A 24,722-nucleotide genomic window follows, 5' to 3' on the forward strand; every position below is an offset into this window, starting at 1 on the left:
CCAGGCCGGCCCTAACGGGATCCTGACGCCCTCCTGACGGACGCATGCGTCCCGCTAACGCCCGGCTGCGCTCCCGAGGCGGACGGCCACCGCGGCCACGGCGACCCGCAGCGCGTCGGGCCCCTCGACCGTGAAGTCCACCGCGAAGCCCGCGAACCGTCCGGCGAGCCCCTCCCACGACCAGGACCCGAGCCGCACCCGGCAGCGGCCGGGCCCGAGGTCCTCGACCTCGGCCTCCGGCGGCAGGTAGGGCGCCACGTCACGGGCCGCCACCGCGAGCACGGCCGTCCCCGTGCACGGCCAGACGTCGTCGCGGTCGGACCCCTTGAAGCGCGCAGCGACGAAGGCACCCGGGTCACCGCCGGGCACCGGCCGCGGCTCGAAGCGGGCGCGGGTGCGCATCCGCGGTGTGATCCGGTCCAGCCGGTACGTACGCCAGTCGTCGCGGTCGAGGTCCCACGCCAGCAGGTACCACCGGCCGTCGCGGGCGACCACGGCATGGGGTTCGACGTGCCGGGGAGCCTCGTCGGCGCCGTGGCCGAAGCGGAGCCGCTCGCGCAGGTGCACGGCCTCGCTGACCGCGACGAGCACGTCCGGGTCGACCCGCGAACCCGGCGCGCGGACGACGGCGTCCACCACGTCCACCCGGTGCCGTAGCCGCTGGGGCATCACCTGCCGCACGGTCGCGAGGGCCCGCACGGCGGCCTCGGCGATGTCCGCGCCGGACGCCGGGGCGACCGCGAGCGCGACGGCGATCGCCACGGCCTGGTCGTCGTCGAACAGCAGGGGTGGCAGGTCCGACCCGGCCGCGAGCCGGTACCCGCCGGCGGGACCGCGGACGGAGTCGATCCGGTAGCCGAGCTCGCGCAGTCGATCGACGTCGCGGCGGAGCGTCCGGGGACTGACCGTCAAGCGACCCGCGAGCTCGTCACCCGACCATTCGCGGTGCACCTGGAGCAGGGAGAGCAGCGCGAGCATGCGGGAGGACGGTCCGGACATGCCGTCCATCGTGGTCGGAGTAGCGGTCACGATCTGACCGCAACGCCGGACACACTCGTGCCATGAGCATCGAGACCACGACCCACATCAACTTCGACGGACGGGCCCGCGAGGCCCTCGACTTCTGGGCGGCAGCGTTCGGCGGGACCGTCACCGCGGCGACCTACGGCCAGATGGGCGCCTCACCGGACCCCGCCTGGGCGGACCGGATCGTCTTCGGTCAGGTGACGACCGACGCCGGCTTCCGCATCATGGCGTTCGACGTCTGGCCCGACCAGCCGTACGACCAGGGCGCGAACGCCTTCTACGTCTTCGTGCACGGCGACGACGCGGACGAGGTCACGCGCTACTGGGACGGCCTGTCCGAGGGCGCCGAGGTCCGGCAGCCGCTCGGTCCGTCGCCGTGGGCGCCGCTCGCCGGGCAGCTGCGCGACCGCTTCGGCGTCGTCTGGCAGCTGGACGTGGCGCCCGACGCGAGCTGAGCGGCCAGCACGCGCGGGCCGGCGCCGCGCCGTGCGGCTGCCACGCCGTCCGTCTGTGGAGCAGAACACGTCGGGTCGCGATCGTCGACCCGACGTCTTCTGCTCCATGGACAGCGCCCGCGCTCGCGCCCGCCGCGTGCGCCAGCGCTCGCGCCCGCCCGCGCCCGCGGTCAGCGCGCGGGAGCCCAGGTGCTGACCGTCACGGCGGCGGTGACGGTCAGCGGCGCGAAGGTCCGGGCCGGGTCGACGTGGTGGTGACTCGGTCCCATGTGCACGACGTCGTGGACGTCCTCGGCGGACAGGTCCATCGTCCACGTCAGGTCGTCCGAGGACAGGAGCGCGAACGACGGCGTCAACGAGTCGTGCAGCCGTCGCTCCTTCTCGGGGTCGACGGCGATGGTCGCCTCCGCGAGCTCGGCGAGGTGCCCGGTCCGCGGGGTCACCACCGCGAGCACCCCGTCCGGGTGCAGCACGCGCGCGTACTCGCGCTGGTTGCGGGGCGCGAAGACGTCGAGCACGACGGCGGCCGCGTCGTCGACGACCGGGAGGCGCTCGGTCACGTCACCGACGACGGCTCCCGCCCGCGCGTGGACGCGAGCAGCACGTCGGATCGCCACCGCGGACAGGTCCAGCGCGACCCCGAGGCGGGCCGCAGCGGCGTCCGCCGGGCCGGAGCCGGGCCTCCCGGCCGGTGCCGGACCGTCGGCCGCGTCGAGGGCGTGCGCCAGGTAGGTGCCGGGGCCGGACCCGACGTCCAGGACGACGCCGGGTGCCGACGCCGCCGCGACGACGGTGCCGAGCGCCCGCTCGACGGGCGCGTAGTGCCCGCGACCCAGGAACCGGACGCGGGCGTCGACCATCTCCGGGGTGTCCGCGGTGAGGGCCCGCCGCTTCGCGGGCAGGAGCGTGAGGTGGCCCTGCTTCGCCTCGTCGAACCGGTGCCCGGTCGCGCACCCGACGGTGCCGGCGGCCACACGGGCGAGGGGCTCGGCGCAGACGGGGCAGGCGAGCACGGGGAGCAGGTCGTCGCGCACCGACCCAGCGTACGGGCGTCGGTAGCCTGGCCGGATGTCGCTCGAGCAGCTCTTCGGTCTGGACGGACGCCGCGCCCTCGTGACCGGGGGCAGCTCCGGGATCGGCCGGGCGATCGCAGGAGCACTCGCAGACGCCGGAGCACACGTCGTCGTCGCGGCCCGCACCCGGTCGACCCTCGACGACACGGTCGCGACGATCGAGCAGGCCGACGGGTCCGCCGAGGGCGTCGTGGCCGACCTGGCGACTCGCTCCGGTGCCCACGCGCTCGCGGACGCCGTCGGCGACGTGGACGTCCTCGTCAACTCGGCGGGCATCAACCTGCGGCCGCCGATGCCCGACCTCGACGAGGACACCTGGGACGCGACGATGGCGGTCAACCTCGACGCCCCGTTCGTCCTCGGGCAACGGCTCGCCCCGGGCATGGCGGCGCGGGGGTACGGCCGGATCATCGGCATCAGCTCGCAGCAGGCGCACCGCCCCTTCGCCGCGAGCGGGGCGTACGGCGTCTCGAAGGCCGGCCTGGAGGCACTGGCCCGGTCGCAGGCCGAGGCCTGGTCGGGCAGCGGGGTCACCTCGAACGTCCTCGTGCCCGGGTTCGTGCAGACGCCGCTCAACCGGCGGCTCTCCACCGACCCCGACCGGGTCGCCGCGCTCGCGGCACGGACGCTGGTCGGGCGCAACGGCCTGGCCTCCGACTTCGCCGCGGCAGCCGTCTTCCTCGCCGGACCCGGTTCGGCGTACGTGACGGGGCAGTCGATCGCGGTCGACGGCGGCTTCTCGGTGCACTGATCGCGGCACCGGCGCACGCAGCGGCGGGCCGTCGGCGTCACCTGAGGTGTGCTCGGTAGCGTCGGACCATGGCAGTGATCCACGACGCAGTCCTCCGACCCTCCAAGGCCGAGGCGCTCGCCGCCTGGCTGCCCGCGCAGCCGTGGAGCGGCCTGACGGCAGGGCAGGCGGTCGAGGTCGTCACCCGCTTCCGGTTCGACGACCCGGCGGGCGAGGTCGGTGTCGAGGTGTACCTCGTCCGCACCCCGGACGGACGGGTCCTGCACACGCCGCTGACCTACCGCGGGGCGCCGCTCGACGGCGCGGGCGCCCACCTGGTCACGGAGATGCACCACTCGGCGCTCGGTCGCCGCTGGGTGTACGACGCCGTGGGCGACCCCGTGTACGCCGACGTCGTCCGCCGTGCGATCGCGACCGGCGGGCACGAGGCCGAGCTCGAACGGGCCGACGGTGCGGGGACCCTCGACAAGGAGGGCACGGCGGTCGGCAGCGGCACCGCGCCCTCGTCCCTCACGGTGACCACGGTGGCGGCCCGCACCGACGGCGCCGAGACCACGGTCCGGACCGACCACGGCGACCTCGTCGTGCTGCGGGTCGTGGGCCTGCCGGTACCCGCGGGCGCGGCCCTGACCGCCACCTGGGGCGACCACCACGCGGTCGTCGCGGTGCTGCCCGACTGAGCACTGGTCCTGGCGCACCCTCCCCCGGCATGGTCGGACCACCGGACGGCGGGCGGGTGTCCGCCGTCGCCGTGCCTCCCGCCCACCCGGCGGTCGCGACCGGCACCGACAGGGCCTGTCTCCCCGGACCCGCCGCTGGCAGGATCGGTCTGGTGAAGACACTGGAGTTGCCACAGACCGACCTCACCGCGTCCGACGTCGTCGTCGGGCTCATGCGGATCACCGACATGAGCGACGAGGACATCCGGTCGCTGTACACCGCCTCGCGCGACGCGGGCGTGACGATGTTCGACCACGCCGCGGTCTACGGCGGGTGGCACGGCTGCGAACAGCGCTTCGGCGAGGCCGTCACCCTGTCGTCCTCCGAGCGCGAGGCGATCCAGCTGCAGACCAAGGTCGGCATCCGCCCCACGACGAACGGCGCCTACTTCGACTTCTCGTACGAGCACATCATCGAGTCGGTGCACGAGTCCCTCGAGGCACTGCGGACCGACTACGTCGACGTCCTGCTCCTGCACCGCCCCGACGCCCTGGTCGAGCCGGAGGAGGTCGCGAAGGCCTTCGACGAGCTGCACGCCGCCGGCAAGGTCCACCACTTCGGCGTCTCGAACCACACGCCCGGTCAGGTCGCCCTGCTCGAGCAGCACGTCCGGCAGCCGCTCGCGTTCAACCAGGTGCAGCTGAGCATCACGCACGCGAACGTCATCGCGCAGGGCCTCACGGCCAACATGGCGGGGCTCGACCAGTCGATCGACCGCGACAACGACATCCTCAACGCGGCGCGGGTGAAGGGCGTGACGCTGCAGGCGTGGTCGCCGTTCCAGAAGGGCTTCTTCGACGGCGTCTTCCTGGGCGACCGCGAGCAGTACGCCGAGCTGAACGACGTCCTCGACGAGGTGGCGGCCGCGCACGGCGTCACGCCGACCGGCATCGCCGTGGCGTGGATCACCCGGCACCCCGCGCACTTCCAGGTCGTCCTCGGCACGACGAACCCGCAGCGCGTGCGGGACTCGGCGGCCGGCTCGGACGTCGTGCTGTCGCGCGAGGAGTGGTACCGGATCTTCACCGCGGCGGGGCACACCGTCCCCTGAGCCCGGTCCGACGCCAGGACCAGCACCGGCCGGTGCCCACGGCCCCGACCACCGCGACCTCGTGTCGACGGCGGCCGGGGCTGCGTCGTCCGGACGGGTCGATTAGGGTCCTCACGTGACGCAAGCACCCACCGACGCCGAGATCGTCGCCGAGCCCGCCCGCCGGGTGCGCTTCGGCTACAACCCCGCACTCGACGGTCTCCGGGCGATCTCCGTGTTCGGCGTGATCGCCGGCCACGCGCACTTCAACGGCCGCGTGGCCGGCTACCACGGCGTCACCGTGTTCTTCGTGATCAGCGGGTACCTCATCACGAGCCTCCTCACGCAGGAGCACGCCGAGCGCGGACGCATCGCGCTCGGCCGCTTCTACGGCCGACGCTTCGCCCGCCTGGCCCCCGCGCTCGTGCTCGTCGTCCTCGTCACGACGGTGTGGCTCCTGCTGATCCGCGAGCCGGTCAGCACGTGGTGGGCGGGGCCGCTCGGCGCACTCACGTACACGACGAACCTCATCCAGTACTTCGTCGGGAACGGCCAGGTCGGGCCGTACTTCCAGTACACGTGGTCGCTCGCGCTCGAGGAGCAGTTCTACCTGGTGTGGCCGGTGCTGCTCGTGCTGCTGCTGAAGTTCCGCTCCTCGACGGTGACGCTGTGGTTCCTCGGCGTCGTGTACGTCGCCTTCTGGGTGCTGCGCTGGACGCAGGGCCAGTCGACACCGACGCACGAGGCGCTCATGTACGGCCCGATCTCGCACACCGACGCGCTCGTGCTCGGCTGCATCCTGGCGATCGTCCTCGAGCGCTGGTCCGGCTCCCGCTGGCTCGAGCGGGTCGTCGTCGTCGCCGGGCCGCTCGGCGTGGTGCTGCTCTGCTGGGTCGCGGTCGTGCCGTCCGGTGTGAAGGGTTTCGACCAGATCGACTCCGGCGGCTTCGGGCAGACCGCACTGGCGTCGGCCGCCGTCGTCGCGTGGCTCGCCCTCGAGCGCGGCGGCTTCCTCGCCCGCTTCCTGTCGCTGCGTCCGATGGTCTTCCTCGGCAAGCTGTCCTACGGCCTGTACCTGTGGAACCTGCTCGCCGCGTTCGCCTTCGTGCACGTCACCGGGCACGACGCCGGCAACTCGAAGTTCCTGCTCCCCTGGCTCGCCGGACTCGTCCTGGTGTCCTGGCTGTCCTACCGGTTCGTCGAGAACCCGCTGCGCCTGCGCTTCGCGCCGCCCGGCAACCACGCCGTGGTCGGGCCGGTGCGCACCGCGACGACGAAGGCGCCCGCCGAGGTCGGTCGGACCCGCTAGTCCCGGGGCGACGGGGCGCTCGGCACCCGCACGTCGGCCGGTGACACGCGCGCCGGGTCGGCGGACGCGCCACCCACGACGTCGAACGAGATCCCGAGCTCCGCTGCGGTGTCCTCGTCGAGCTCGAGCCCGTCCTCGCTGACCTGGTCCTCGGGGATGGCGCGACCCTTCGACGGGTCCCATGCACTCGCGAACGTCATGCGGACGAGCATGCCGCCCGTGGCTGGCAGCGAGGTGTCAGAGGTCGTCCGGGTGCAGGCGGTCACCCGCCTGCGGACGGCGGGAGACCGGTCCGCCGCCGGCCTCGTCCTCGTCCTGGTGGGAGGCCGGCGACACACTCAGGTCGGCGGAGTCTGGGCCGACGTCGGCGCCGCGGTCCTCCTCGACCTCGACCTCGGTCTGGTCGGTGTCCTCGGGCTGGCTGCCGTCCACGGGGAGGTCGGCACCGGGCTGCTGCGGATCGAACGGTGTGCTCATCGACATGACCGGAGCATGCTCCCGGCGGGTGGACGTCAGGTCAACGCTGTCCGTCCGCCGCGATCAGCTCGAGCTGCCTGAGCGGCAGGGTCGTGTCAGCGGTGAGGGTGAGCACGTCACCGGTGCCGATCAGCCGGAACACCCGCGTCTGCCCCGGGTACGCGAACACCGCGTCACGGACCGCGACCTCGGTGTCCCCGAGCGTCACCCGCCACGAGTACGACCCGGGTTCGGCGACCGTCACCGTGAGCAGCGACGCGACGGCGCCCGGCGTGGGGACCGTGACGGTCTCACCAGCCGACAGCGTCGTCACGGTGCGGCCGGTGTCGTCGGTGAGCGGTGAGGGACCGACGGGCAGCAGGTCGACCGGGACGTCCCGGTACCCGTGGACCTCGGACGCCGAGACGGGGCGGGTGTCGGCCGCCCAGCCGGTGGGCTCCTCGGACAGCGTGAACACGATCCGTGACGCCGCCAGGAGGACGGCGTGCGGGATGCTGACCGACGTCCAGGGCGAGCCGTCGACCGTCACCGACGCGACGTACGCACCCCCGGAGCCGTCGGCGACCTCGATGACGGTGGGCGTGCCTCCCGGCTGCCGCAGCACCGTCCGCCGGACGGAGGGCGGCACGAGCACCCAGGTCCCCGTCGACGGCGCCAGCGGGTAGAGCCCGATCGTCGTGAGGACGTACCAGGCGCTCATCTCGCCGTTGTCCTCGTCGCCGGGGTAGCCCTGCCCGAGGTCCGAGCCGACGAACAGCCGATCGAGGCACTCGCGGACGATCCGGTGCGCGTCGTCGTGGCGTCCGGTGAACATCGGGAAGAACGGGATGTGGTGCGCCGGCTGGTTCGACAAGCCGAGCATGCCCATCCGGACGTCCCGGGCCTCGGTCATCTCGTGGATCGCGAACCCGTACGAGCCGGACCGGTCGGTCGCACCCGTCTCCGGCGTCGCGAAGAACGTTTCGAGCGCGGCGTCGAACCGGGCGGGTCCGCCGTGCAGGTCGACGACACCCGCGCCGTCGTGCGGCGCGGTGAACGCCGTCCCCCACGCGTTCGTCTCGGTGTAGTCGTCGCCCCAGTCCCGGGGGTCGAACTCGGTGCCGACGCGCCACGAGCCGTCCGGGTCGCGCCCGATGAAGAAGCCCCGCTCCGCGTCGAAGACGTTGCGGTACTGCAGGGACCGGCGGGCGAACCACTCCGCCTCGGCCTCGTACCGGCTGAGCTCCTCCGGCGTCGTCGCACGCGACGCGAGCAGGCCGGCCATCACCGCGATGCCCCAGTCGTTGATCGCCGCGTCGAGGGTCCAGCTCATCCCCTCGTGCGTCGCGGTGTCGACGTGGCCGCGGAAGGCGGCCGGGAGGCTCCCCTTCCGTCCGACCCGCTCGTCTCGCGGCGGGACGGTCGCGTTCCGCACCGCGCTCCGGTACGCCTCCGGCAGGTCGAAGCCGGTGACGCCCTTCACCGCGAGGTCCGCGAACACGGTGTCGCTGGTGGTGCCGGTCATCACGTCCTCGGCGCCGGGCGCGCTCCACCGCGGCGTCCACCCGCCGTCGTGGAAGTGGCCGACGAAGCCCTGCGCGAGCTCGCCCGCGGTGTCCGGCGTGAGGAGCGCGAGCAGCGGCCAGGCGGTCCGGTAGGTGTCCCAGAACCCGTTCGTCGTGGTGAACGGGCCCTCGACGACCTCGGGTCCGGGCTCGTCGCGGATCGGGTCGGCGAGCACCGAGCCGTACGGGGAGCGGTGCCGCGGGACGCCGTCGCGGGCGGTCTCGCCGGCACGGTCCGGGTACAGGAAGAGCCGGTACAGGCCGGAGTACAGCGCGGTCAGCTGGTCCGGGGTCGCGCCCTCGACGGTGAGCGTCGCGAGCTTCGCCGTCCACTCCTGCTCGGCGCGCACGAGCATCGCGTCCACGGACCCGGCCTCGGCGGCGTTCGCGCGGGCGTCCTCGACGGAGACGGTCGAGATGCCGACCACGACGTCGGTGTCCCCGTCGACACCGATGAACCCGCCGATCGTCCCGTCGTCGGCGACGGTGTGGTCGCCGGTCGCGCCCGAGACGCGCACGTGCAGGTGGTGCGGCGGGGTACCGGGTCGGTCGTCGAGCGTGCACTCGACCACCGCGGTGCCGTCCTCGACCGTGACCGCCACGTCCGTGACCCGGCCGTGGTGGTCGAGCACGACGGACCGGGTGCCGGAGAACCGGAACCCGAGTGCGAACGGCCCCGCGGTCATCGTCGCGGTGACGCCGCCGTCCAGGGCGACCCGGTAGCGGTGCGGGCCGTCCTGCTCGTCGTCGTGGTCGAAGCCGAGCGCGCGGGCCCGCCGGTCGGTGTCGGGCTCGTCGAGCGGCGAGGGCATCACCTGGAACACGCCCCGGTCCCCCATCCACGGCGACGGCAGGTGGCTCGTGGCGAGGGCCTGGAGTGCCGGGCGGACCCGGCCGTCCTCGGTCGTCACGCTGTGCTCGTGGTACGCGTAGGGCCACCGGTTGCTCGACGCGTCGGTCATCGGCAGGCCGAACACCCCGCCGTGCGGCAGCCCGACGAGCGGGGCGGTGTTGCCGCGGGAGAACCGGGACGACGCCTGCGTGCCGCGGGTCGTGCGCACGTGCCCGAGCGGGGTGTCGGGCACGGCGCGTGCCGGGCCGATGCGGACGTCGTCGAGCCAGCCGCGGAGGGCCGGGCGGCCACCGTCGGACGCGGGCGACGTGTCGGAGCCGAGCCGGGCCTCCAGGCGGTCGACGACGCGGCCCGCGAACGGCGTGAGGTCCACTGCGCGGCGGTTCCACTGGTCGACCCACTGCGTGCGTGCCGCGGCCTGCGCGTCAGGCGTCAGCGCGGTGCCGTACTGGTCGGTCGCCGTGTCGCTCAGCCGGGTGCCGTCGTCGAAGACGACGTCGACCGAGCACGCGGTCGCGTCCCAGAAGTGCGCGAGGTCCGCCTCGTCGGGTTCGTCGTGCCCCGCGGGCAGGGTGCGCTCGGGGAACCAGACCCACGAGAGCTCGTCGCCCGCAGCCACGGCGCGACCGTCGAGTCCGGGGACGGTGCCCACAGCCTGGGCGTCGCCGGCCGGGCGTTCGAGCGACCAGGCCTCGGCCGAGGTCCACCCGACGCCGTTCCGGGCCGCCACCGCGGTCGTGGGGCCACCGCTCCGTTGCAGTTCACGCACCCGACGAGCCTATTGGCTCCTCGGCGTGGTCCGTCCACCTCCCGACGGAAGACGCTGCGGTGTCAGCCCTGACCGGGTCCGGCGCCCGGGCCGCCGGGCAGGGAACCGACGGTCGTTCCGCTGGTCTGGTCGACGGTGGTCGTGTCCAGCGCCCCGGCGCCCTTCCCCTTGCCGCTGTTGCTGCCGGGGCCGTTCCCGTTCCCGTTGTTGCCGGTGCCGGTGCCGGTGCCGCCCTGCGGCGCCTCGACCGGGTTCGACGCCGGGCCACCGGGTTCCGGGCCGACGCTCGGGTCGTCCGCCGGCTGGCTCGGCTGCTGCTCCGGCTCGCTCGGCTGCTGTTCCGGCTCGCTCGGCTGCTGCTCCGGCTCGCTGGGCTGCTGCTCCGGTTCACTCGGCTGCTGTTGCTCCTGGCTCGGCTGCTGCTCCGGCTCGCTCGACTGCTGCTCGCTCGGCGCCGAGGGCTGCCCGGACTCGGTCGGGGCCGGCGTGGTGTCGCCGTCGTCGCCGCCCAGGGCGAACAGCGCGATGCCGATGCCCGCGAGCACGAGGAGCACGACGACGACCGCGGCGATGATCGGCCCGCGTCGACGCTTCGGCGCGTCGGAGTCCGCTCGATCGGTGCCGGATCCGCCGGTGCCACCGGCTCCGGCGAGGGCGCCGCCCGCTGCCGCTCCGCCCGCTGCGGCACCGCCCGCTGCCGCACCACCGGCCGCGGCACCGCGCTGCGTGCCGAGCACGGTCGTCGCGACGTCGTCCTGCCCGGGCCGTCCGTACGGCGCGGTCCGGTCGTACGCACGTGTGGCGTCGTCCGGACCGCCGGCCGAGGGACCCGCCGCGGTGGGCATCGCCTGCGTGGCCTCGTCGGCGGACGCGGCACCTGCGCCGCTGGCACCGAGTGCGGCCCCGCCGAGCGCGGCCGCCCCCGCTGCGCCGCCGGCAGCGCGGGTGAGGGCACCGGGAGCGCCGGGGAGCAGCTGCGTGGCCGGGGCGCTGCCGTCGCGCTCGAGGGCGCGCAGGCGTCGCGCGGCCTCGGCCGCCGTCGGACGTTCCGCGGGGTCCTGCGCCGTCATCACGTGCAGGAGCGTCCGCCACGCGGTGGGCAGGTGCTGGTCGATCTCCGGACCGCGGGTCAGCCGGGCGGTCGCCGACTCGACGGCGGTGCCCGGGAAGGGCCGCTCGCCGGTCAGGCACTGCAGGAGCATCAGGCCGAGCGCGTAGACGTCCGCCTGGCCGGAGATCTCGCGCCCGAGGACCTGCTCGGGGGCGATGTACGCGGCGGTCCCGATCACGGTGCCGGTGCCCGTGACCCGCGCGGCGTCCCGCAGCAGCGCGATGCCGAAGTCGGCGAGCTTGACGTGCTCGCCGTCGCTCTCCAGGAGCACGTTCGCGGGCTTCACGTCCCGGTGCACGATGCCCTGCGCGTGCACGGCCGCCAGCCCCTCGGCGACCTGCGCGCCGACCCGTGCGGTCGTGGCGGTGTCGAGCGGGCCCTCGCGGAGCCGGGTGTCCAGGTCGCTGCCGGGCACGAGCTCCATGACGAGGTACGAGTCGCCGTCGACGTCGTCGAGGGCGGCGTCGTACAGGGTCACGAGCGCGGGGCTGCGGAGTGCGGCGAGGGTCTGGATCTCGGCCTCGGCCCTGGCTCGTTCGCCGTGGTCGACCGCACCGATGCGGAAGACCTTGACGGCGACCTCGCGGCCGAGCTGCTCGTCGACCGCGCGGTAGACCGATGCCATCCCGCCGTGTCCGAGCGTGCCGGTGACGCGGTACCTGCCGCCGAAGACCCGTTCTGCCATGCGGGCGAACCTACCGTGGCGACCTGACCGGGCTCGCCGGGTCGCGGTCGCGTCGCACGGGTTCGGCCCCGCGGTGCAGGGCCGTCAGGTACAGCCGGTGCGCCGTGACCACGAGCGCCAGCCATGCCAGCCCGAGCGCCCATGCGGCGAGGACGTCGGTCGTCCAGTGGTGCCCGAGGAACACACGCGAGACGCCGACGGAGAGCACGAAGAGCGTCCCGGCCACGATGGTCCACACGCGGGTCACCGTGCGCGACTGACGCAGGATGAGCAGGTACACGATCGTCCCGACGATCACCGTCGCGTTGAGCGTGTGGCCGGACGGGAACGACGGCGAGTGCTCGTACGGCGGCACCGCGTCGGAGAGTGGCGGACGGGCCCGGCCGATCAGGTCCTTGCCCGCGATGGTCATGAGGAGCGACCCGCCGCTCGCCGCGACGAGCAGCACGAGCGGCGTCCACGCGCGACGCTGCACCGTGAAGCCGACCAGGGAGCAGACGGCGACGATCGGCATGCCGATGGTGCCGGCGATGTCGGTCCACCACGTCACCGCCTGGTCCGCGAACGGCGAGCGCAGCGTGAGCATCCAGTCGAGCACGGGGCGGTCCAGCACGGCGACGTCGTCCGACTCGCGGACCGCGTCGTACACGGCCGACGCGGCCCACGTCGCGACGACGGCGATGCCGATGCCGACCAGGAGCGTCAGGACGAGCAGCGGGAGGGCACCGTAGCGGCGTCCGAGCGCCGCCCAGCCCTCGGCGACGGCGTGGCCGGCCCGGGACCGCCACGAGGTCAGGTCGACCGAGCCGAGGTGCCGGTCCTCGACGACCGCGGCCCGTTCGGCCCGTTCGGCCCGCTCGACCTGGCGTGCCGCGGTCGTCGCGGCGTCGTCGTCGGGTTCTCGGTCCATCGCCCCACCCTGCCCGGTCGAGGCTGCGAGTGCGCCGCCCGGGGGCGCTCAGTCCTTCGCGGCCCCGTAGTCGTGCACCGTGGACACGGTCAGCGGGAAGACCACGGGGAAGTCGCGGAAGAGCAGGCGCCCGGCGTCCACCGCGGCCGCGCGGACCTGCTCCGCGACGAACGCGGCGTGCTCGACGGGCGTGTGCACCACGATCTCGTCGTGCACGAAGAACACCAGGTGCGGTCCGGCCGTCACCGGGCCGGGGAACCGTGCCGCGAGCCGGGTCCGCAGCGACCCCATCCACGCCAGCGCCCACTCGGCCGCGGTCCCCTGCACCACGAAGTTCCGCGTGAACCGCCCCCAGCTCCGGGCCCGTGACTCCACCGCCCGCTGCTGTGCGGTCGTGCCGTCCACCGACCACGCCCGGTTGCGGGCGGCGAACCAGGCGTCGTCGGGCACCGGGGAGGTCCGACCGAGCAGCGTCGTGACCGGTTCCCCGCGCTCCCCCGCCCGGGCGGCCCGGTCGACCAACCCGAGCGCCGCGGGGAACGCCCGGGCCAACCGGGGCACCAGCCGTCCGGCGTCGCCCTGGGTCGCGCCGTACATCGCGCCGAGCATCGCGCCCTTCGCCTGCTGCCGGGTCTCCACGGCACCGGAGGCCACCACGCCGTCGTACAGGTCGCGCCCGTCGCCCGCGGTCGCCATGGCGCGGTCCCCCGCCATCGCGGCGAGCACCCGCGGCTCCAGCTGTGCCGCGTCCGCGACGACGAAGGCCCACCCGTCGTCCGCCACGACCGCACCGCGCACGGTCTTCGGCAGCTGCATGGCGCCGCCGCCGTCCGCCGCCCAGCGTCCGGTGACGACCCCGCCGACGACGTACTTCGGGTGGAACCGCCCGTCCTGCACCCACTCGTCGAGCCACGCCCAGCCGTTCGCGGTCAGCAGGCGTGACAGACGCTTGTACTCGAGCAGGGGCGCGATCACGGGGTGCCCGAGCTCCTGCAGCTCCCACTTCCGGGTGCTCGACACCATCAGCCCGGCGCCCCGGAGCGCCCGCAGGACGTCGGCGGGCGAGTCCGGGTTCAGGCCGGGGTCGTCGAGGTGGACGCGGATCTCGCCGGCGAGCTCCTCGAGGCCGCGGGGTCGCACCCCGGCGGGCACCCGCGGGCCGAGGGCGTCCTCGAGCAGGCGTTCGTGCACGTCCGCGCGCCAGGGCAGACCGGCGTGCAGGATCTCTGCGGCGACGAGCGCCCCGGCCGACTCCGCGGTCGTCAGCAGCCGCAGCGCACCCGGCGTCGTGGAGGTGGCGATCGCGTCGAGCTGCCGACGGAACTCGGCGACCGGGTCCGCGGCGTCGTCGGCCGGGGCGACGGCGAAGAGCGCGTCGTCGAAGAGCGACGCCTGCGTCGGTCGGGTGGGGCGTGCCTCCTGACCGACGGCGTCCCACGTGTCCGCCGGGAGCTGCGCGAGGGCGGTCCCCCGCGCGGCCAGGGCACCCCGCAGGATGCGGCGGCACAGGCGGAGGTCGACGCAGCGGCCGACGCGGCCACCGGCCGTCAGGACGGCCGGGTACCACCGGGCCGTGTCGTCCCAGACCCAGCGCACGTCCGGTCCGTCGTGCGCGGCGACGAAGGCCGGGAGGCCCGGGTCGTCCAGGCGGGTCGGCGCACCCGCCGACTCCCCCGTGTCCGTCAGGGGGGTCGCGGTGACGCCGCCGTCGACGCGGTGGAGGACGAGGTGCACCCGACGATCATGCCCCTTTCCGCGGGACGCAACGTCGGCGGGTGCTCGCAGCGGTACAGCACTGCGAGATGTCGCCGACGTTGCGTCCTGCGACGGCGGGGTCAGTCGGCGTGGTGGGGGTCCTGCGCGGCGTCGGTGCGGGGGTCGGTGCCGCCGGCGTCCCCCGGGCGGACCGCGGCGGTGTCGGCGACGTCGATCCGGACGGCCCCGTCCTCGCCGTGCGAGACCTCGACGCGCGGATCAGCGTCGTGCTCGTCCGAGCCGGACATGCGGCGGAGGGTGTCCTGACGCCGTTCCTCGAAGGACATGTCGACGCCGTCGTCGAGCTGGTCGTGGTCGGTCTCGCTCATGCGGTCGACGGTACGCGCCGGGCATCGAGAGGTCCGCGCGGTCCAGGTGAGCAGTGCTCGCCGATTCGGTGCGCGAAGTGGACAACCCGCATGATGAACACCATGGAGATCGAAGCCACCGACACCGGGTCCTGGCGACCGGTGACCCCTGACGACGTCCCCATGCACGCCGTGGTGCGCTACGAGGACCGCGGAAGGGTCGTCTGCGGTACCGCCGTCGACGTCCTCGACGCGTCGGGGCGACCGTCGCTCATCGTGCTCGACGACGACGGGCAGCACCACGTCGCGCCGTGCACCGGCACGCTCGAGATGCGGGTCGACCGGCCGGTCAGCAGAGCGGGACGTTGACCGCGAGACCGCCCATCGCGGTCTCCTTGTACTTCGTGGACATGTCGGCGCCCGTCTGCCGCATCGTCTCGACGACCTGGTCGAGCGACACGTGGTGCACCCCGTCACCTCGCAGCGCCATCCGGGCCGCGTTGATCGCCTTGTTCGCCGCGATCGCGTTCCGCTCGATGCACGGGATCTGCACGAGCCCGCCGATCGGGTCGCACGTCAGCCCGAGGTTGTGCTCCATCGCGATCTCGGCCGCGTTCTCGACCTGCTCGGGTGTCCCGCCGAGGACCTCGGCCAGCCCGGCCGCGGCCATCGAGGCCGCCGAGCCCACCTCGCCCTGGCAGCCGACCTCGGCGCCGGAGATCGATGCGCGCTCCTTGTAGATCGAGCCGATCGCGCCCGCGGTGAGCAGGAACCGGACCACCGCGTCGTCGCGGTCCTCCAGAGCGACCTCGGACACGTAGGTCAGCGCGTAGAACAGCACGGCGGGGATGATGCCCGCGGCGCCGTTCGTCGGCGCCGTCACGACACGGCCGCCGGTGGCGTTCTCCTCGTTGACGGCCATCGCGGTCAGGTTCACCCACTCCATCGCGAAGAGCGGGTCGTGGTGCGGGTCGTCCCGCGTGAGCTGCTCGTACCAGTTCGCCGCACGACGCCGAACGGCCAGCCCGCCGGGCAGGGTGCCGGTGCGCCGGATGCTGCGGTCGACGCTCTCCCGCATGACGTCGTGCACGTGCAGCAGACCGGCGCGGACCTCGTCCGCGCTGCGCGTGGCGGTCTCGTTCGCCATCGCGACGCCGCTGACGGGCAGTCCGGTCGCAGTGCACGCGGCGAGGAGCTCGGCACCGCTCGAGAACGGGTGCGGGACGGCGTCGTCGACGGGGATCGCGGCCTCGGCGACGGCGCCCTCGGTGTCGCTCGTGACGAACCCGCCGCCGATCGAGTAGTACGTCTCCTCGGCGAGCACGGCTCCGGAGGCGTCGGTGGCGGCGATGCGCATCGCGTTCGGGTGCCGGGGCAGCATCGTCAGCGGGTGCAGGACGATGTCGGCCTGACGGAACGGCACGGTCGCGCCACCCGCGAGCCGCAGGGTGCCGGTGCGCTCGAGCTCCTCGAGCGCCGTGGTCATCGCGTCCGGGTCGACGGTCTCGGGGTCGGACCCCATCAGGCCGGCGAGGACCGCGCCGAGCGTGCCGTGTCCCTGGCCGGTCGAGGCGAGCGACCCGTACAGGTGGACGTCGAGTCCGGCGACCGGCACACCCTGCAGGCCGGCGGCGAAGGCCGCTCCGGCGCGCATCGGCCCGACGGTGTGGGAACTCGACGGGCCGATCCCGACGCTGAACAGATCGAAGACGGAGACCGGCACCACGCCACACTAACCCGTCCGGACGGCGCGGCACCGGTGCGGCTCCGACGCGGCTCCGCTGAGCCTGCAGTGGACCGCTCCATCGGCATCGGCGTGGGAGACTCGTGCCATGCCCATCCTCAACAAGGACATGCAGGTCTGCATCTCGCTCGCGGCCCGACCGAGCAACATCGGCACCCGCTTCCACAACTTCCTGTACGACGAGCTCGGGTTGAACTTCGCGTACAAGGCCTTCACGACGACCGACCTGGCCGGTGCCGTGACGGGCATCCGCGCCCTCGGCATCCGCGGCTGCTCGGTGTCGATGCCGTTCAAGGAGGCGATCATCCCCCTCGTCGACGTGGTCGAGGAGTCCGCCGCCGCGATCCAGTCCATCAACACCGTGGTGAACGACGGCGGTGTGCTCACCGCGTCGAACACGGACTACGAGGCCGTGGCGTCCCTGCTCCGCACACACGAGGTCGACCCGACCGCCCGGGTGCTCCTCCGCGGGTCGGGCGGCATGGCGAAGGCGGTCACGGCAGCCTTCCGCGGCGCGGGGTCCGAGCAGCTGACCGTCGTCGCGCGCAACACCACAACGGGGCCGGCCCTCGCCGAGCAGTACGGCTTCGACTGGGTCGCGACCGAGCAGGAGGCACCGGAGGCCGACGTCCTGGTCAACGTCACCCCGCTCGGCATGCGCGGCGCGGACGAGGACGCCCTCGCCTTCGCACAGGACCGCGTCGAGGCCGCGTCGACCGTCTTCGACGTGGTCGCCTTCCCGTCGGAGACCCCGTTGGTCCGGGCCGGTCGCACCGCAGGTGCGCGCGTGATCACGGGTACCGAGGTCATCGCGCTGCAGGCAGCGCGCCAGTTCGAGCGGTACACGGGCGTCGCCCTGACCGACGACCAGGTGCGTCGAGCGAGCGAGTTCAGCCGCGCAGAGTGACCGGATGACGGTCTGACGCGGCCCGCTGAGCGGTGGCGCGCCGGCGTCACGCGGGCCGCGCCGACCGAGCCGGCGAGGGAGGGCGTGGCGGCGCCGCCACGAGCCTCCAGAGCGTCCCGTCACACGGTGCGCGACCGGCCCTCCGCGACCCAGCGGAGCCGCCGGATGCTCTCGTTGTTGCGGATCCAGATGCCGGGCTGGGCGAGGAAGCCGGGAACGAGCGATCCCGGCCCACGCACGGGGTTCTCGCGCAGTGTCACCCGACACCCGCGCGGGTGGGGTTCGACGTCGACCTCGACGCGGGCCTCACCGACCGGCCAGCCCTTCGCCTGGATCACGAGCCGACGGGGCTCGTCCAGTTCGAGCGCGGTCGTCGTGTCATTGATGAGGAACGGCCAGATGCCGAACGAGTGGTGCAGCTCGGTCCCAACCGCGGGCCACCCCGGGTCCTGGCCGCGCATGCGGGACGCGCCGACCACCCAGGTCGGGTAGAGCCAGCCGTCGCGGAGGACGTCGAACACGTCCTCCGGGCTGCAGTGCATGATGCGGACGTTCTTGGCCACGGGCTACTCCTCCGGTGCGAGTTCGACGTGCTCGGACAGTCCGAACGTGTGCCGCAGGGCGCTGCGGGCCGCGTGCCAGCCCGCCATGCCGTGCACGCCCGGGCCCGGCGCGGACGCCTCCGAGCACAGGTACATGCCGCCGCCCATGCGCCACGGGTCGGACGACAGGACGGGCCGCTTGACGAGCTGCCAGAAGCTCGCGGCCCCGGCGGCGATGTCACCGCCGACGTAGTTCGGGTTGTACTCCCCCATCTGCACGGCCGTGCGACTGCTCGACTGCAGGACGGTGTCGCGGAACCCGGGGGCGAACCGCTCGACCTGCCGGACGATCGCGTCGGTCGGGTCGACGTCGGAACCCGCGGGCACGTGCGCGTACGCCCAGAAGACGTGCTTGCCTCGTGGCGCGCGGCCCGGGTCGACGACGGTCGGCTCCGATCCGAGGACGTACGGCCGTTCGGCGTGCCGACCCTTCGCCACGGCGTGCTCAGCCTCGGCGATCTCCGCGCGGGTGCCGCCGATGTGCACGGTGCCGGCCTTCCGCAGCTCGGTGTTCGTCCACGGCACCGGGTCGGACAGCGCGAAGTCGACCTTCGCCGCCGCGTTGCCGAACCGGAAGCGCCGCAACGCTCCACGCTTCGGCGTCGGGATCTGCTTCCCCGCGATCGAGAGCATGCCGGGCACGCTCGTGTCGAAGAGCACGGCCTTGGCGGGCGTGAGGTCGCCGAGCGAACGCACCTCGCGCCCGGTGTCGATCGTCCCGCCGTGCGCGACGAGGTCCGCGGCGAGCGCGTCGACGATCGCCTGGCTCCCACCGATCGGCACGGGCCACCCGCGGGCGTGCGCGTAGGAGCCGAGTGACAGGGCCGCGGCGGCGGTGGACAGCGACGGCATGTGCTGGATCGAGTGCGCGGCGACGCCGGAGACCATCGCGGGCGCGACCTCGTCGCGGAAGCGGACGTTCCACGCGGCGCTTCCCTGCTCGAGCGCACGGAGGCCGAAGCGCAGCACGGTCAGCGGGTGCCGCGGGACGTGCAGCAGCGCGTCGGTGGCGAAGTCGGCGACCTGGTCGGCGTTGCCCGACAGGGGCGCCATCAGGTTCCGGAACGCCGGACCGTCGACGCCGAGCGCCTCGGCGGTGCGGGCGAGGTCGCGGTACGCGATGCCGGCGCGGCCGCCGTCGAGGGGGTGACCGTACTGCACCTCGGGCAGCCGGAGCTCGATGCGGTCCTCCATGCGGAACAGCCGGAAGAACTCGGACTGCAGCGCCATCGGGTGCACGGCGGAGCAGACGTCGTGGTGGAACCCGGGCAGCGTCAGCTCGGCCGTGCGCGCACCGCCGCCGATCGTGTCGTTCCGCTCGACGACCTCGACGGAGAGACCGGCCCGCGCGAGCGTCACCGCCGCCGCGAGTCCGTTCGGTCCGGCACCGACGACCACCGCATCCACCATGCTCCGAGCCTAGGGACCTGCGGTTCCGTGGGCGGTCAGGGCAGGGTCAGGGGCGCGCGGTGTCCGCGTCCGCGGGGTCGGTGCCGTCCTCGGGCCCGTCGCCCTCGTCCGGCTCGTCGGCGTCCGCCGCGGTCGTCGCGGGCGACCCCGCGCCGGTCGGGTGCTCCGCGAGCAGCGCCGCGAAGTCCTCGTCGAGCATCTGCTGCAGGCGCTCGTCACGGCCGATCTCGTAGTCGTCCGCCGGGCGCTGGGCCCAGCCGAGCCGTCCGACGACCGTCGTGCCGATGTCGTCCCACGCACGCGCCCGCGCCTGCAGGACGATGCGGTCGACGAAGCCCTGGTCGTCCCGACGTGCGTCGAGCATCGTGGCGAGCTGCTCGTACGTGGCCTCGCGCGTCCGGAGTTTCAGGTCGTCGCCGCGCTTGTAGTCGTGCTGGTGCCGCGACCGGCCCTTCTGCTTGCTCGAGGTCGCCCGGATCTCGCGCATGCGGGCGGCGTCGCCCCGCTGCTCCTCGGCCATCCGGTGCAGTTCCTGGCGGGTGGCCTCGGCGATCACGGCGTGGTCGAAGTACCCCTGGTCGCGGAGGGCGTTCGTGATGATCCGGTTGGCCACCGCCACGGTCACCGCGGCCTTCGCGATGAGGAACCCCTCGTCGACCGCGCGCTTGAGCTCGACCTGGCTGATGGGTCGGTCGCGGACATCGTGCTTGGTGCGTCGTCCGAACAGGGCCATGCCCCGACGATACCGGCGTCCGGCCGTCCGTCCGCAGGGGCCGTCCGCACCGCCCGTCCGCACGGCCCGTCCGCGGTGACCGTCCGCACCGCCCGTCCGCACGGCCCGTCCGCGGCGACCGTCCGCACCGCCCGCCGGGGAACTCCTTCCGCAGGCGGACCCGACGTCACGCCGGAGGGGGACGCGTGCCGGCCCCGGTCCCCGTAGCGTCGTGTGCATGACCACCACGCAGACCGCACCTCGGACCGGCCTCGGCACCGCGAGCCTCGTGCTCGGGGTCTGCTCGCTGCTCGCCGGCTGGACCTTCTTCGCTCCCGTCGTCGGGCTCTGCCTCGGCATCGCGTCCCGCAGCCGCGAGCCCATGGCCCGCGGCCGGGCGGGCTGGGGCATCCTCCTCAACCTCGTCGCGCTCGCCGTCTGGATCCTGCTCGTGGTCCTGCTGGTCGCGGGCGGGTTCTTCACGGTGTGGGCGGGCGTCTCGCAGAGCAGCTGAGCCAGGACCGCCGGCCGGGCCTGCCGCGCAGAGCGCGACCCCGCGGACGACGTCAGGCGCGGCAGCCACCGGCACCGCGCCTCCCGTCCATCCACCGGCCCAGCCCGTCAGGGCGCCGTGATGAAGCCCTCGTCCACCATCCAGTCGAAGGCGACGTCCGCCGGCTCGCGCCCCTCGACGTCCACCTGCCGGTTGAGTTCCTGCAGGACCTCGTCGGTGAGCGCCGGCGAGATCTGGTCGTACACGTCGCGGAGCTGCGGGTACTGCTCGAGCGTCTCGGAGTCGATCACCGGCGCGACGTTGTACGCCGGGAAGAACCCGCGGTCGTCCTCGAGCACGGTCAGCCCGAGCGACTTGATGCGGCCGTCCGTCGTGAAGACCTCGCCGAAGTTGCACTTGCCGCGGTCGGTGGCCGTGTAGACGGTGCCGGTGTCGAGGATGCTGACGTTCGACGTCGGGACGCCGTCCTCGCCGGACCCGCCGAGCTCCAGCCCGTACTTCTCGAGCATCGGCTTGAAGCCGTCCGCACGCGAGTTGAACTCCGACTCGACGCAGAACGTGCGCTGGTCGACCGGCAGCTTCGTGATGTCGGAGAGCGTCTTCACGTCGTCGAGGTCGGACACGGCCTCGTCGCGCACCGCGAACGCGTACGTGTTGTTCATCGGTGCGGGTTCGAGCCAGGTCAACCCGTTGCCGGCGTCCTCGTCCCTGACCGCCTGCCACTGCTCGGTCTTGTCCGGGATCCCCTGCTCGTGGGCCATGAAGGTCAGCCAGGCCGTGCCCGTGTACTCGTAGGTGAAGTCGGCGCTGTGCGACGTCATGAGCTCGCGGACCGCGACGGAGCCGGGCACGTTCGTCTCGTCGGTCACGTCGAAGCCCGCTGCCTTCGCTGCGAGCACGGCGATCTTGCCGAGCACGAGCTGCTCCGTGAAGTTCTTCGACGTGACGGTCAGGTGGGCGTCGTCCGGCAGGTCGTCGATCCGCTGGATCGAGCCGGGTGCGGCGCCGGGCACGAACGACGCGGCCGGCTGCAGGCCGCAGCCGGACAGGACGAGGGCGCTGGCCCCCGCCACGGCGGCCGCGGCGAGCGCGCGGCGACGGACGGACGGACGGGAGGCACGGCTCGCGCCCGGCGCACCGGCCCGGCCCGCCGTCGCCTCGGCGCGGTCGGCGTGGGTCCGGTCGGCGTGGGTCCGGTCGGCGTGGTTCCGGCTGGCGTGCGTCATCGGAGTCCCTTCGGTCGTGCGACCGTCTCGACCACGCGGCCGATCCAGTCGATGGTCAGGGCGAGGAGCGCCACGAGCAGCGCCCCGGAGACGAGCACCTTCGGCAGGAACAGGTTGACACCCGTCGTGATGAGCAGCCCGAGGCCGCCGGCGCCGACGAAGGTCGCCAGGCTGGCGGTGCCGACGAGCAGCACCAGCGCCGTGCGGATGCCGGAGAGCATGACCGGGACCGCGAGCGGCAGCTCGACCTTGAGCAGGACGGCGAACGCGCTCATGCCCATGCCGCGACCGGCCTCGACGAGCCGCTCGTCGACGCTCTGCACGCCGAGCATGGTGTTCCGGAGCACCGGCAGGATCGCGTAGAGCACGAGCGCGACGACGGCGGACCAGCTGTTCAGGCCGAGCCACGCGGCGAGCAGCACGATGAGCCCGACGGCCGGCGCCGCCTGCCCGAAGTTCGCGATCGCGATCACGGCGGTGCTGGCGCGGCGGAACGGCCCGCGGGTGAGCAGGACGCCGAGCGGGATGCCGATGACGAGCACGAGCACGGTGGCCTGGAGCGTCAGCACGAGGTGCTGGCCGGTCAGGTCGAGGATGCCGGAGGGGTTGAGCGTGTTGCGCTCGGTCGCGGAGAGGTCGGCGGTGAACAGCCAGACCACCCACGCAGCGAGCACGACGAGGATCGCGATCGGCTGGACGAGCAGCCCCTTCCACGGGGTGCGCTGCCCGGTGGCGGGACCGGCGACGGCGGTGGTGGTCACCGTGCCTCCTCGCCCGTCCCGGCCTGGGCCGCGCGCTCGTCGGCACGCTCCTCGACCGCCGCCGGCGAGGACGGCAGGGTCTCGATCGGGTTCGTGTTCGTGCCGACGGGCACGTAGGCCTGGTCGGATGCTGCCGCAGCGCGCGACCGCGTGATCGCGTCCATGACGGTCTCGACGGTGATCACCCCGCGGAACGCCTCGCCGCGGCCGGTGACCAGGGCGGCGCCGGCGCTCGACACGAGCATGGTGTCGAGCGCGTCGTTGAGCGTCGCCGCCTCACCCACGACGGGCAGGTCGGGCTCGACGCCCTCGGGCACGCGGGTCAGACGTTCGAGCTGCCGGCGGCTGGGCCAGCCGACCGGGCGCTGGCGGCGGTCGACGACAACGGCGTGCTGGTGCCCGCCGGCCTCGTCCATGCGCTGGAGCACTGCGCGGGTCTCCTCGCCCGCCGAGCAGGTCACGGCCGAGGCGAGCTCGACGTCCCGCACGCGGTTGAGCGTCAGCTGCTTGAGGCCGGCGCCGGACCCGATGAAGTTCTCCACGAACTCGTTCGCCGGCTCGGCCAGGATCCGCTCCGGGGTGTCGTACTGCACGATGTGCGCGCCCTCGGTGAAGATCACGATCCAGTCGCCGAGCTTCACGGCCTCGTCGAAGTCGTGCGTGACGATCACGATCGTCTTGTGCAGCTCCTCCTGGATGCGGAGGAGCTCGTCCTGCAGGCGCTGACGGGTGATCGGGTCGACCGCGCCGAAGGGCTCGTCCATGAGCAGGACGGGCGGGTCGGCGGCGAGCGCCCGGGCGACGCCGACGCGCTGCTGCTGGCCGCCGGAGAGCTCGCGCGGGAAGCGGTCGCGGTAGGTGTCCGGGTCGAGGGACACCAGGTCGAGGAGCTCGTCGACGCGCGCGGCGATCTTCTCCTTCGACCAGCCGAGCATCTTCGGCACGATCGCGATGTTCGCCGCGACGGTCATGTGCGGGAAGAGCCCGCCGGCCTGGATCACGTAGCCCATGCGTCGGCGGAGCTCGTCGCCGTCGATGCTGGTGACGTCCTCGTCGCCGACGACGATGCGGCCCTCGGTCGGCTCGATGAGTCGGTTGATCATCTTCAGCGTGGTGGTCTTGCCGCAGCCGGAGGGTCCGACGAGCATGACGACCTTGCCGGCGGGGATCTCGAGCGTGATGCCGTCGACGGCGGGCTTCTGCTGCCCCGGGTACCGCTTCGTGACCTCGTCGAGCAGGATGCTGCGACCGGTGACGTCGTTCCCGTTCGTGGTGGTGGTGGGGTCAGTGCTGGACACGGATACCTCTCGGGGTGGTCAGGCGGCCGAGGCCGATCAGGAGCAGGTCGAGGACGAGCGCGAGCAGGACGACCCCGACCACGCCGACGACGACGGAGTTCAGGGCGTTGGCCCCGCCGAGCCGCGACAGGCCGGAGAAGATGAAGCCGCCGAGGCCCGGGCCGAGCGCGTAGGCGGCGATCGCGGCGATGCCCATGACCATCTGCGCGGACACCCGGATGCCGCTGAGGATGATCGGCCACGCCATCGGCAGCTCGACCTGCAGCAGCGTGCGCATCCGGCTCATGCCGATCCCCCGCGCCGACTCGACGACCGTCGGCGGGATCTCGGCGAGGCCGACGACGGCGTTCCGGAGGATCGGCAGCGTCGCGAAGAACACGACCGTGACGACGGACGGCACCACGCCGAAACCGAGCGGGACGATGAGCAGGCCGATCACCGCGAAGGACGGCAGCGTCAGCCCGATGGCCGACACCCCGTTCGCGATCGAGGTCAGCTGCGGACTGCGGTAGACGAGTGCGGCGAGCACCACGGCGATGAGCGTGGCGAGCACGGTGCACTGGACGACCAGTGAGAAGTGCTGCCACGACGAGAACCAGATCTGGTCCCATCGCTCCACGACGTACTGGAACACGGGTGGGCGCTCCTCCCTGGTCGGCCGAACGCCCCACAGGTCGGGGCACGAACCCGTCCGAAGGTACGCAGCAGGACCGGTCCTGGCGAACCGGACGCGACCGGATCATCCGGATCCTGCGGATCCCGTCAGGACGAA

At 73.5% G+C, this 24,722-nt stretch carries 25 protein-coding genes; 8 read left to right on the forward strand and 17 right to left on the reverse strand.

Annotated features, from left to right (window positions below):
* Positions 1 to 54 precede the first annotated feature (54 nt).
* Entirely contained in the window at positions 55 to 999 is a 945-nt protein-coding gene (locus QUG93_RS12930) for a helix-turn-helix transcriptional regulator (protein ID WP_289474490.1), read from the reverse strand.
* Positions 1,000 to 1,061: 62 nt separating this feature from the next.
* Here QUG93_RS12930 and QUG93_RS12935 point away from each other — a divergent pair, with 62 nt between their 5' ends.
* Positions 1,062 to 1,481, forward strand: coding sequence for a VOC family protein (locus QUG93_RS12935; protein ID WP_289474492.1), 420 nt, complete (start codon positions 1,062 to 1,064; stop codon positions 1,479 to 1,481).
* A 170-nt stretch (positions 1,482 to 1,651) separates the two neighbouring features.
* On the opposite strand, the gene QUG93_RS12940 is transcribed toward QUG93_RS12935, so the two are convergent.
* Positions 1,652 to 2,515, reverse strand: coding sequence for a putative RNA methyltransferase (locus tag QUG93_RS12940; RefSeq protein WP_289474493.1), 864 nt, complete (start codon positions 2,513 to 2,515; stop codon positions 1,652 to 1,654).
* A gap of 34 nt (positions 2,516 to 2,549) precedes the next feature.
* On the opposite strand from QUG93_RS12940, the gene QUG93_RS12945 reads away from it, so the two are divergent.
* The 4 genes from QUG93_RS12945 (at position 2,550) to QUG93_RS12960 (ending at position 6,364) form a co-directional block, all read left to right on the forward strand.
* Positions 2,550 to 3,305 (forward strand): SDR family NAD(P)-dependent oxidoreductase, encoded by a 756-nt coding sequence (locus QUG93_RS12945; RefSeq protein ID WP_289474495.1) that lies wholly within the window; start codon positions 2,550 to 2,552, stop codon positions 3,303 to 3,305.
* Positions 3,306 to 3,373: 68 nt separating this feature from the next.
* Positions 3,374 to 3,985 carry a CG0192-related protein gene (locus tag QUG93_RS12950; RefSeq protein WP_289474497.1) on the forward strand — a complete coding sequence of 204 codons (612 nt, stop codon included), beginning with the start codon at positions 3,374 to 3,376 and terminating at the stop codon, positions 3,983 to 3,985.
* 152 nt (positions 3,986 to 4,137) lie between these two features.
* Positions 4,138 to 5,076, forward strand: a complete 939-nt coding sequence (locus tag QUG93_RS12955; protein WP_289474498.1) for an aldo/keto reductase — start codon at positions 4,138 to 4,140, stop codon at positions 5,074 to 5,076.
* 115 nt (positions 5,077 to 5,191) lie between these two features.
* Entirely contained in the window at positions 5,192 to 6,364 is a 1,173-nt protein-coding gene (locus QUG93_RS12960) for an acyltransferase family protein (protein ID WP_289474499.1), read from the forward strand.
* On the opposite strand, the gene QUG93_RS12965 is transcribed toward QUG93_RS12960, so the two are convergent.
* The 7 genes from QUG93_RS12965 to QUG93_RS12995 all read right to left on the reverse strand — a co-directional run bounded on the left by QUG93_RS12965 (position 6,361) and on the right by QUG93_RS12995 (position 14,797).
* Positions 6,361 to 6,564 carry a hypothetical protein gene (locus tag QUG93_RS12965; protein ID WP_289474500.1) on the reverse strand — a complete coding sequence of 68 codons (204 nt, stop codon included), beginning with the start codon at positions 6,562 to 6,564 and terminating at the stop codon, positions 6,361 to 6,363. The two genes, QUG93_RS12960 and QUG93_RS12965, sit on opposite strands and share 4 nt — an antisense overlap.
* Before the next feature lie 37 nt (positions 6,565 to 6,601).
* Positions 6,602 to 6,841: a hypothetical protein gene (locus QUG93_RS12970; RefSeq protein WP_289474501.1), complete on the reverse strand. Its 240-nt coding sequence runs from the start codon at positions 6,839 to 6,841 to the stop codon at positions 6,602 to 6,604.
* Between the two features lie 40 nt (positions 6,842 to 6,881).
* A complete protein-coding gene (locus tag QUG93_RS12975) occupies positions 6,882 to 10,007 on the reverse strand; it encodes a GH92 family glycosyl hydrolase (protein WP_289474502.1) in 3,126 nt (1,041 codons plus the stop codon).
* A 62-nt stretch (positions 10,008 to 10,069) separates the two neighbouring features.
* On the reverse strand, positions 10,070 to 11,803 hold the full coding sequence (locus QUG93_RS12980; protein WP_289474503.1) for a serine/threonine-protein kinase: 1,734 nt from the start codon (positions 11,801 to 11,803) through the stop codon (positions 10,070 to 10,072).
* A gap of 10 nt (positions 11,804 to 11,813) precedes the next feature.
* Positions 11,814 to 12,713: a phosphatase PAP2 family protein gene (locus QUG93_RS12985; RefSeq protein ID WP_289474505.1), complete on the reverse strand. Its 900-nt coding sequence runs from the start codon at positions 12,711 to 12,713 to the stop codon at positions 11,814 to 11,816.
* Between the two features lie 48 nt (positions 12,714 to 12,761).
* Positions 12,762 to 14,447 (reverse strand): bifunctional 3'-5' exonuclease/DNA polymerase, encoded by a 1,686-nt coding sequence (locus QUG93_RS12990; protein ID WP_289474506.1) that lies wholly within the window; start codon positions 14,445 to 14,447, stop codon positions 12,762 to 12,764.
* Positions 14,448 to 14,548: 101 nt separating this feature from the next.
* Complete coding sequence (locus QUG93_RS12995) at positions 14,549 to 14,797, reverse strand: hypothetical protein (protein ID WP_289474508.1); 249 nt, start codon at positions 14,795 to 14,797, stop codon at positions 14,549 to 14,551.
* A 102-nt stretch (positions 14,798 to 14,899) separates the two neighbouring features.
* Between QUG93_RS12995 and QUG93_RS13000 the strand changes: the two genes are divergently transcribed.
* Complete coding sequence (locus QUG93_RS13000; RefSeq protein ID WP_289474509.1) at positions 14,900 to 15,145, forward strand: hypothetical protein; 246 nt, start codon at positions 14,900 to 14,902, stop codon at positions 15,143 to 15,145.
* On the opposite strand, the gene QUG93_RS13005 is transcribed toward QUG93_RS13000, so the two are convergent.
* The gene (locus QUG93_RS13005; RefSeq protein ID WP_289474510.1) at positions 15,126 to 16,499 is read right to left on the reverse strand and encodes an L-serine ammonia-lyase; all 1,374 of its coding nucleotides are present in this window, start codon (positions 16,497 to 16,499) and stop codon (positions 15,126 to 15,128) included. The two genes, QUG93_RS13000 and QUG93_RS13005, sit on opposite strands and share 20 nt — an antisense overlap.
* A gap of 109 nt (positions 16,500 to 16,608) precedes the next feature.
* On the opposite strand from QUG93_RS13005, the gene QUG93_RS13010 reads away from it, so the two are divergent.
* The gene (locus tag QUG93_RS13010; RefSeq protein WP_289474511.1) at positions 16,609 to 17,427 is read left to right on the forward strand and encodes a shikimate 5-dehydrogenase; all 819 of its coding nucleotides are present in this window, start codon (positions 16,609 to 16,611) and stop codon (positions 17,425 to 17,427) included.
* A gap of 119 nt (positions 17,428 to 17,546) precedes the next feature.
* Here QUG93_RS13010 and QUG93_RS13015 read toward each other — a convergent pair whose 3' ends face one another.
* From QUG93_RS13015 to QUG93_RS13025, 3 genes are read right to left on the reverse strand one after another with little or no spacing between them, the layout of a single operon-like run.
* On the reverse strand, positions 17,547 to 17,990 hold the full coding sequence (locus QUG93_RS13015; protein ID WP_289474513.1) for an SRPBCC family protein: 444 nt from the start codon (positions 17,988 to 17,990) through the stop codon (positions 17,547 to 17,549).
* A gap of 3 nt (positions 17,991 to 17,993) precedes the next feature.
* Positions 17,994 to 19,439: a phytoene desaturase family protein gene (locus tag QUG93_RS13020; RefSeq protein ID WP_289474514.1), complete on the reverse strand. Its 1,446-nt coding sequence runs from the start codon at positions 19,437 to 19,439 to the stop codon at positions 17,994 to 17,996.
* Between the two features lie 46 nt (positions 19,440 to 19,485).
* The gene (locus QUG93_RS13025; RefSeq protein ID WP_289474516.1) at positions 19,486 to 20,172 is read right to left on the reverse strand and encodes a hypothetical protein; all 687 of its coding nucleotides are present in this window, start codon (positions 20,170 to 20,172) and stop codon (positions 19,486 to 19,488) included.
* Between the two features lie 217 nt (positions 20,173 to 20,389).
* Here QUG93_RS13025 and QUG93_RS13030 point away from each other — a divergent pair, with 217 nt between their 5' ends.
* The gene (locus tag QUG93_RS13030; RefSeq protein WP_289474518.1) at positions 20,390 to 20,665 is read left to right on the forward strand and encodes a hypothetical protein; all 276 of its coding nucleotides are present in this window, start codon (positions 20,390 to 20,392) and stop codon (positions 20,663 to 20,665) included.
* Between the two features lie 107 nt (positions 20,666 to 20,772).
* Here QUG93_RS13030 and QUG93_RS13035 read toward each other — a convergent pair whose 3' ends face one another.
* The 4 genes from QUG93_RS13035 to QUG93_RS13050 are packed head-to-tail and all read right to left on the reverse strand — an operon-like array spanning position 20,773 to position 24,584.
* Positions 20,773 to 21,891: a glycine betaine ABC transporter substrate-binding protein gene (locus tag QUG93_RS13035; protein WP_289474520.1), complete on the reverse strand. Its 1,119-nt coding sequence runs from the start codon at positions 21,889 to 21,891 to the stop codon at positions 20,773 to 20,775.
* Positions 21,888 to 22,652: an ABC transporter permease gene (locus QUG93_RS13040; RefSeq protein WP_289474522.1), complete on the reverse strand. Its 765-nt coding sequence runs from the start codon at positions 22,650 to 22,652 to the stop codon at positions 21,888 to 21,890. Before QUG93_RS13040 ends, QUG93_RS13035 begins: the two co-directional genes overlap by 4 nt.
* Positions 22,649 to 23,950: an ABC transporter ATP-binding protein gene (locus QUG93_RS13045; RefSeq protein ID WP_289474523.1), complete on the reverse strand. Its 1,302-nt coding sequence runs from the start codon at positions 23,948 to 23,950 to the stop codon at positions 22,649 to 22,651. The genes QUG93_RS13040 and QUG93_RS13045 overlap by 4 nt, the downstream gene beginning before the upstream one ends.
* Positions 23,937 to 24,584: an ABC transporter permease gene (locus QUG93_RS13050; RefSeq protein ID WP_289474524.1), complete on the reverse strand. Its 648-nt coding sequence runs from the start codon at positions 24,582 to 24,584 to the stop codon at positions 23,937 to 23,939. The genes QUG93_RS13045 and QUG93_RS13050 overlap by 14 nt, the downstream gene beginning before the upstream one ends.
* Positions 24,585 to 24,722: the final 138 nt, after the last annotated feature.

The organism is Curtobacterium caseinilyticum, from assembly GCF_030363035.1.
In the GTDB taxonomy this organism is placed as follows: Bacteria; Actinomycetota; Actinomycetes; order Actinomycetales; family Microbacteriaceae; genus Curtobacterium; species Curtobacterium caseinilyticum.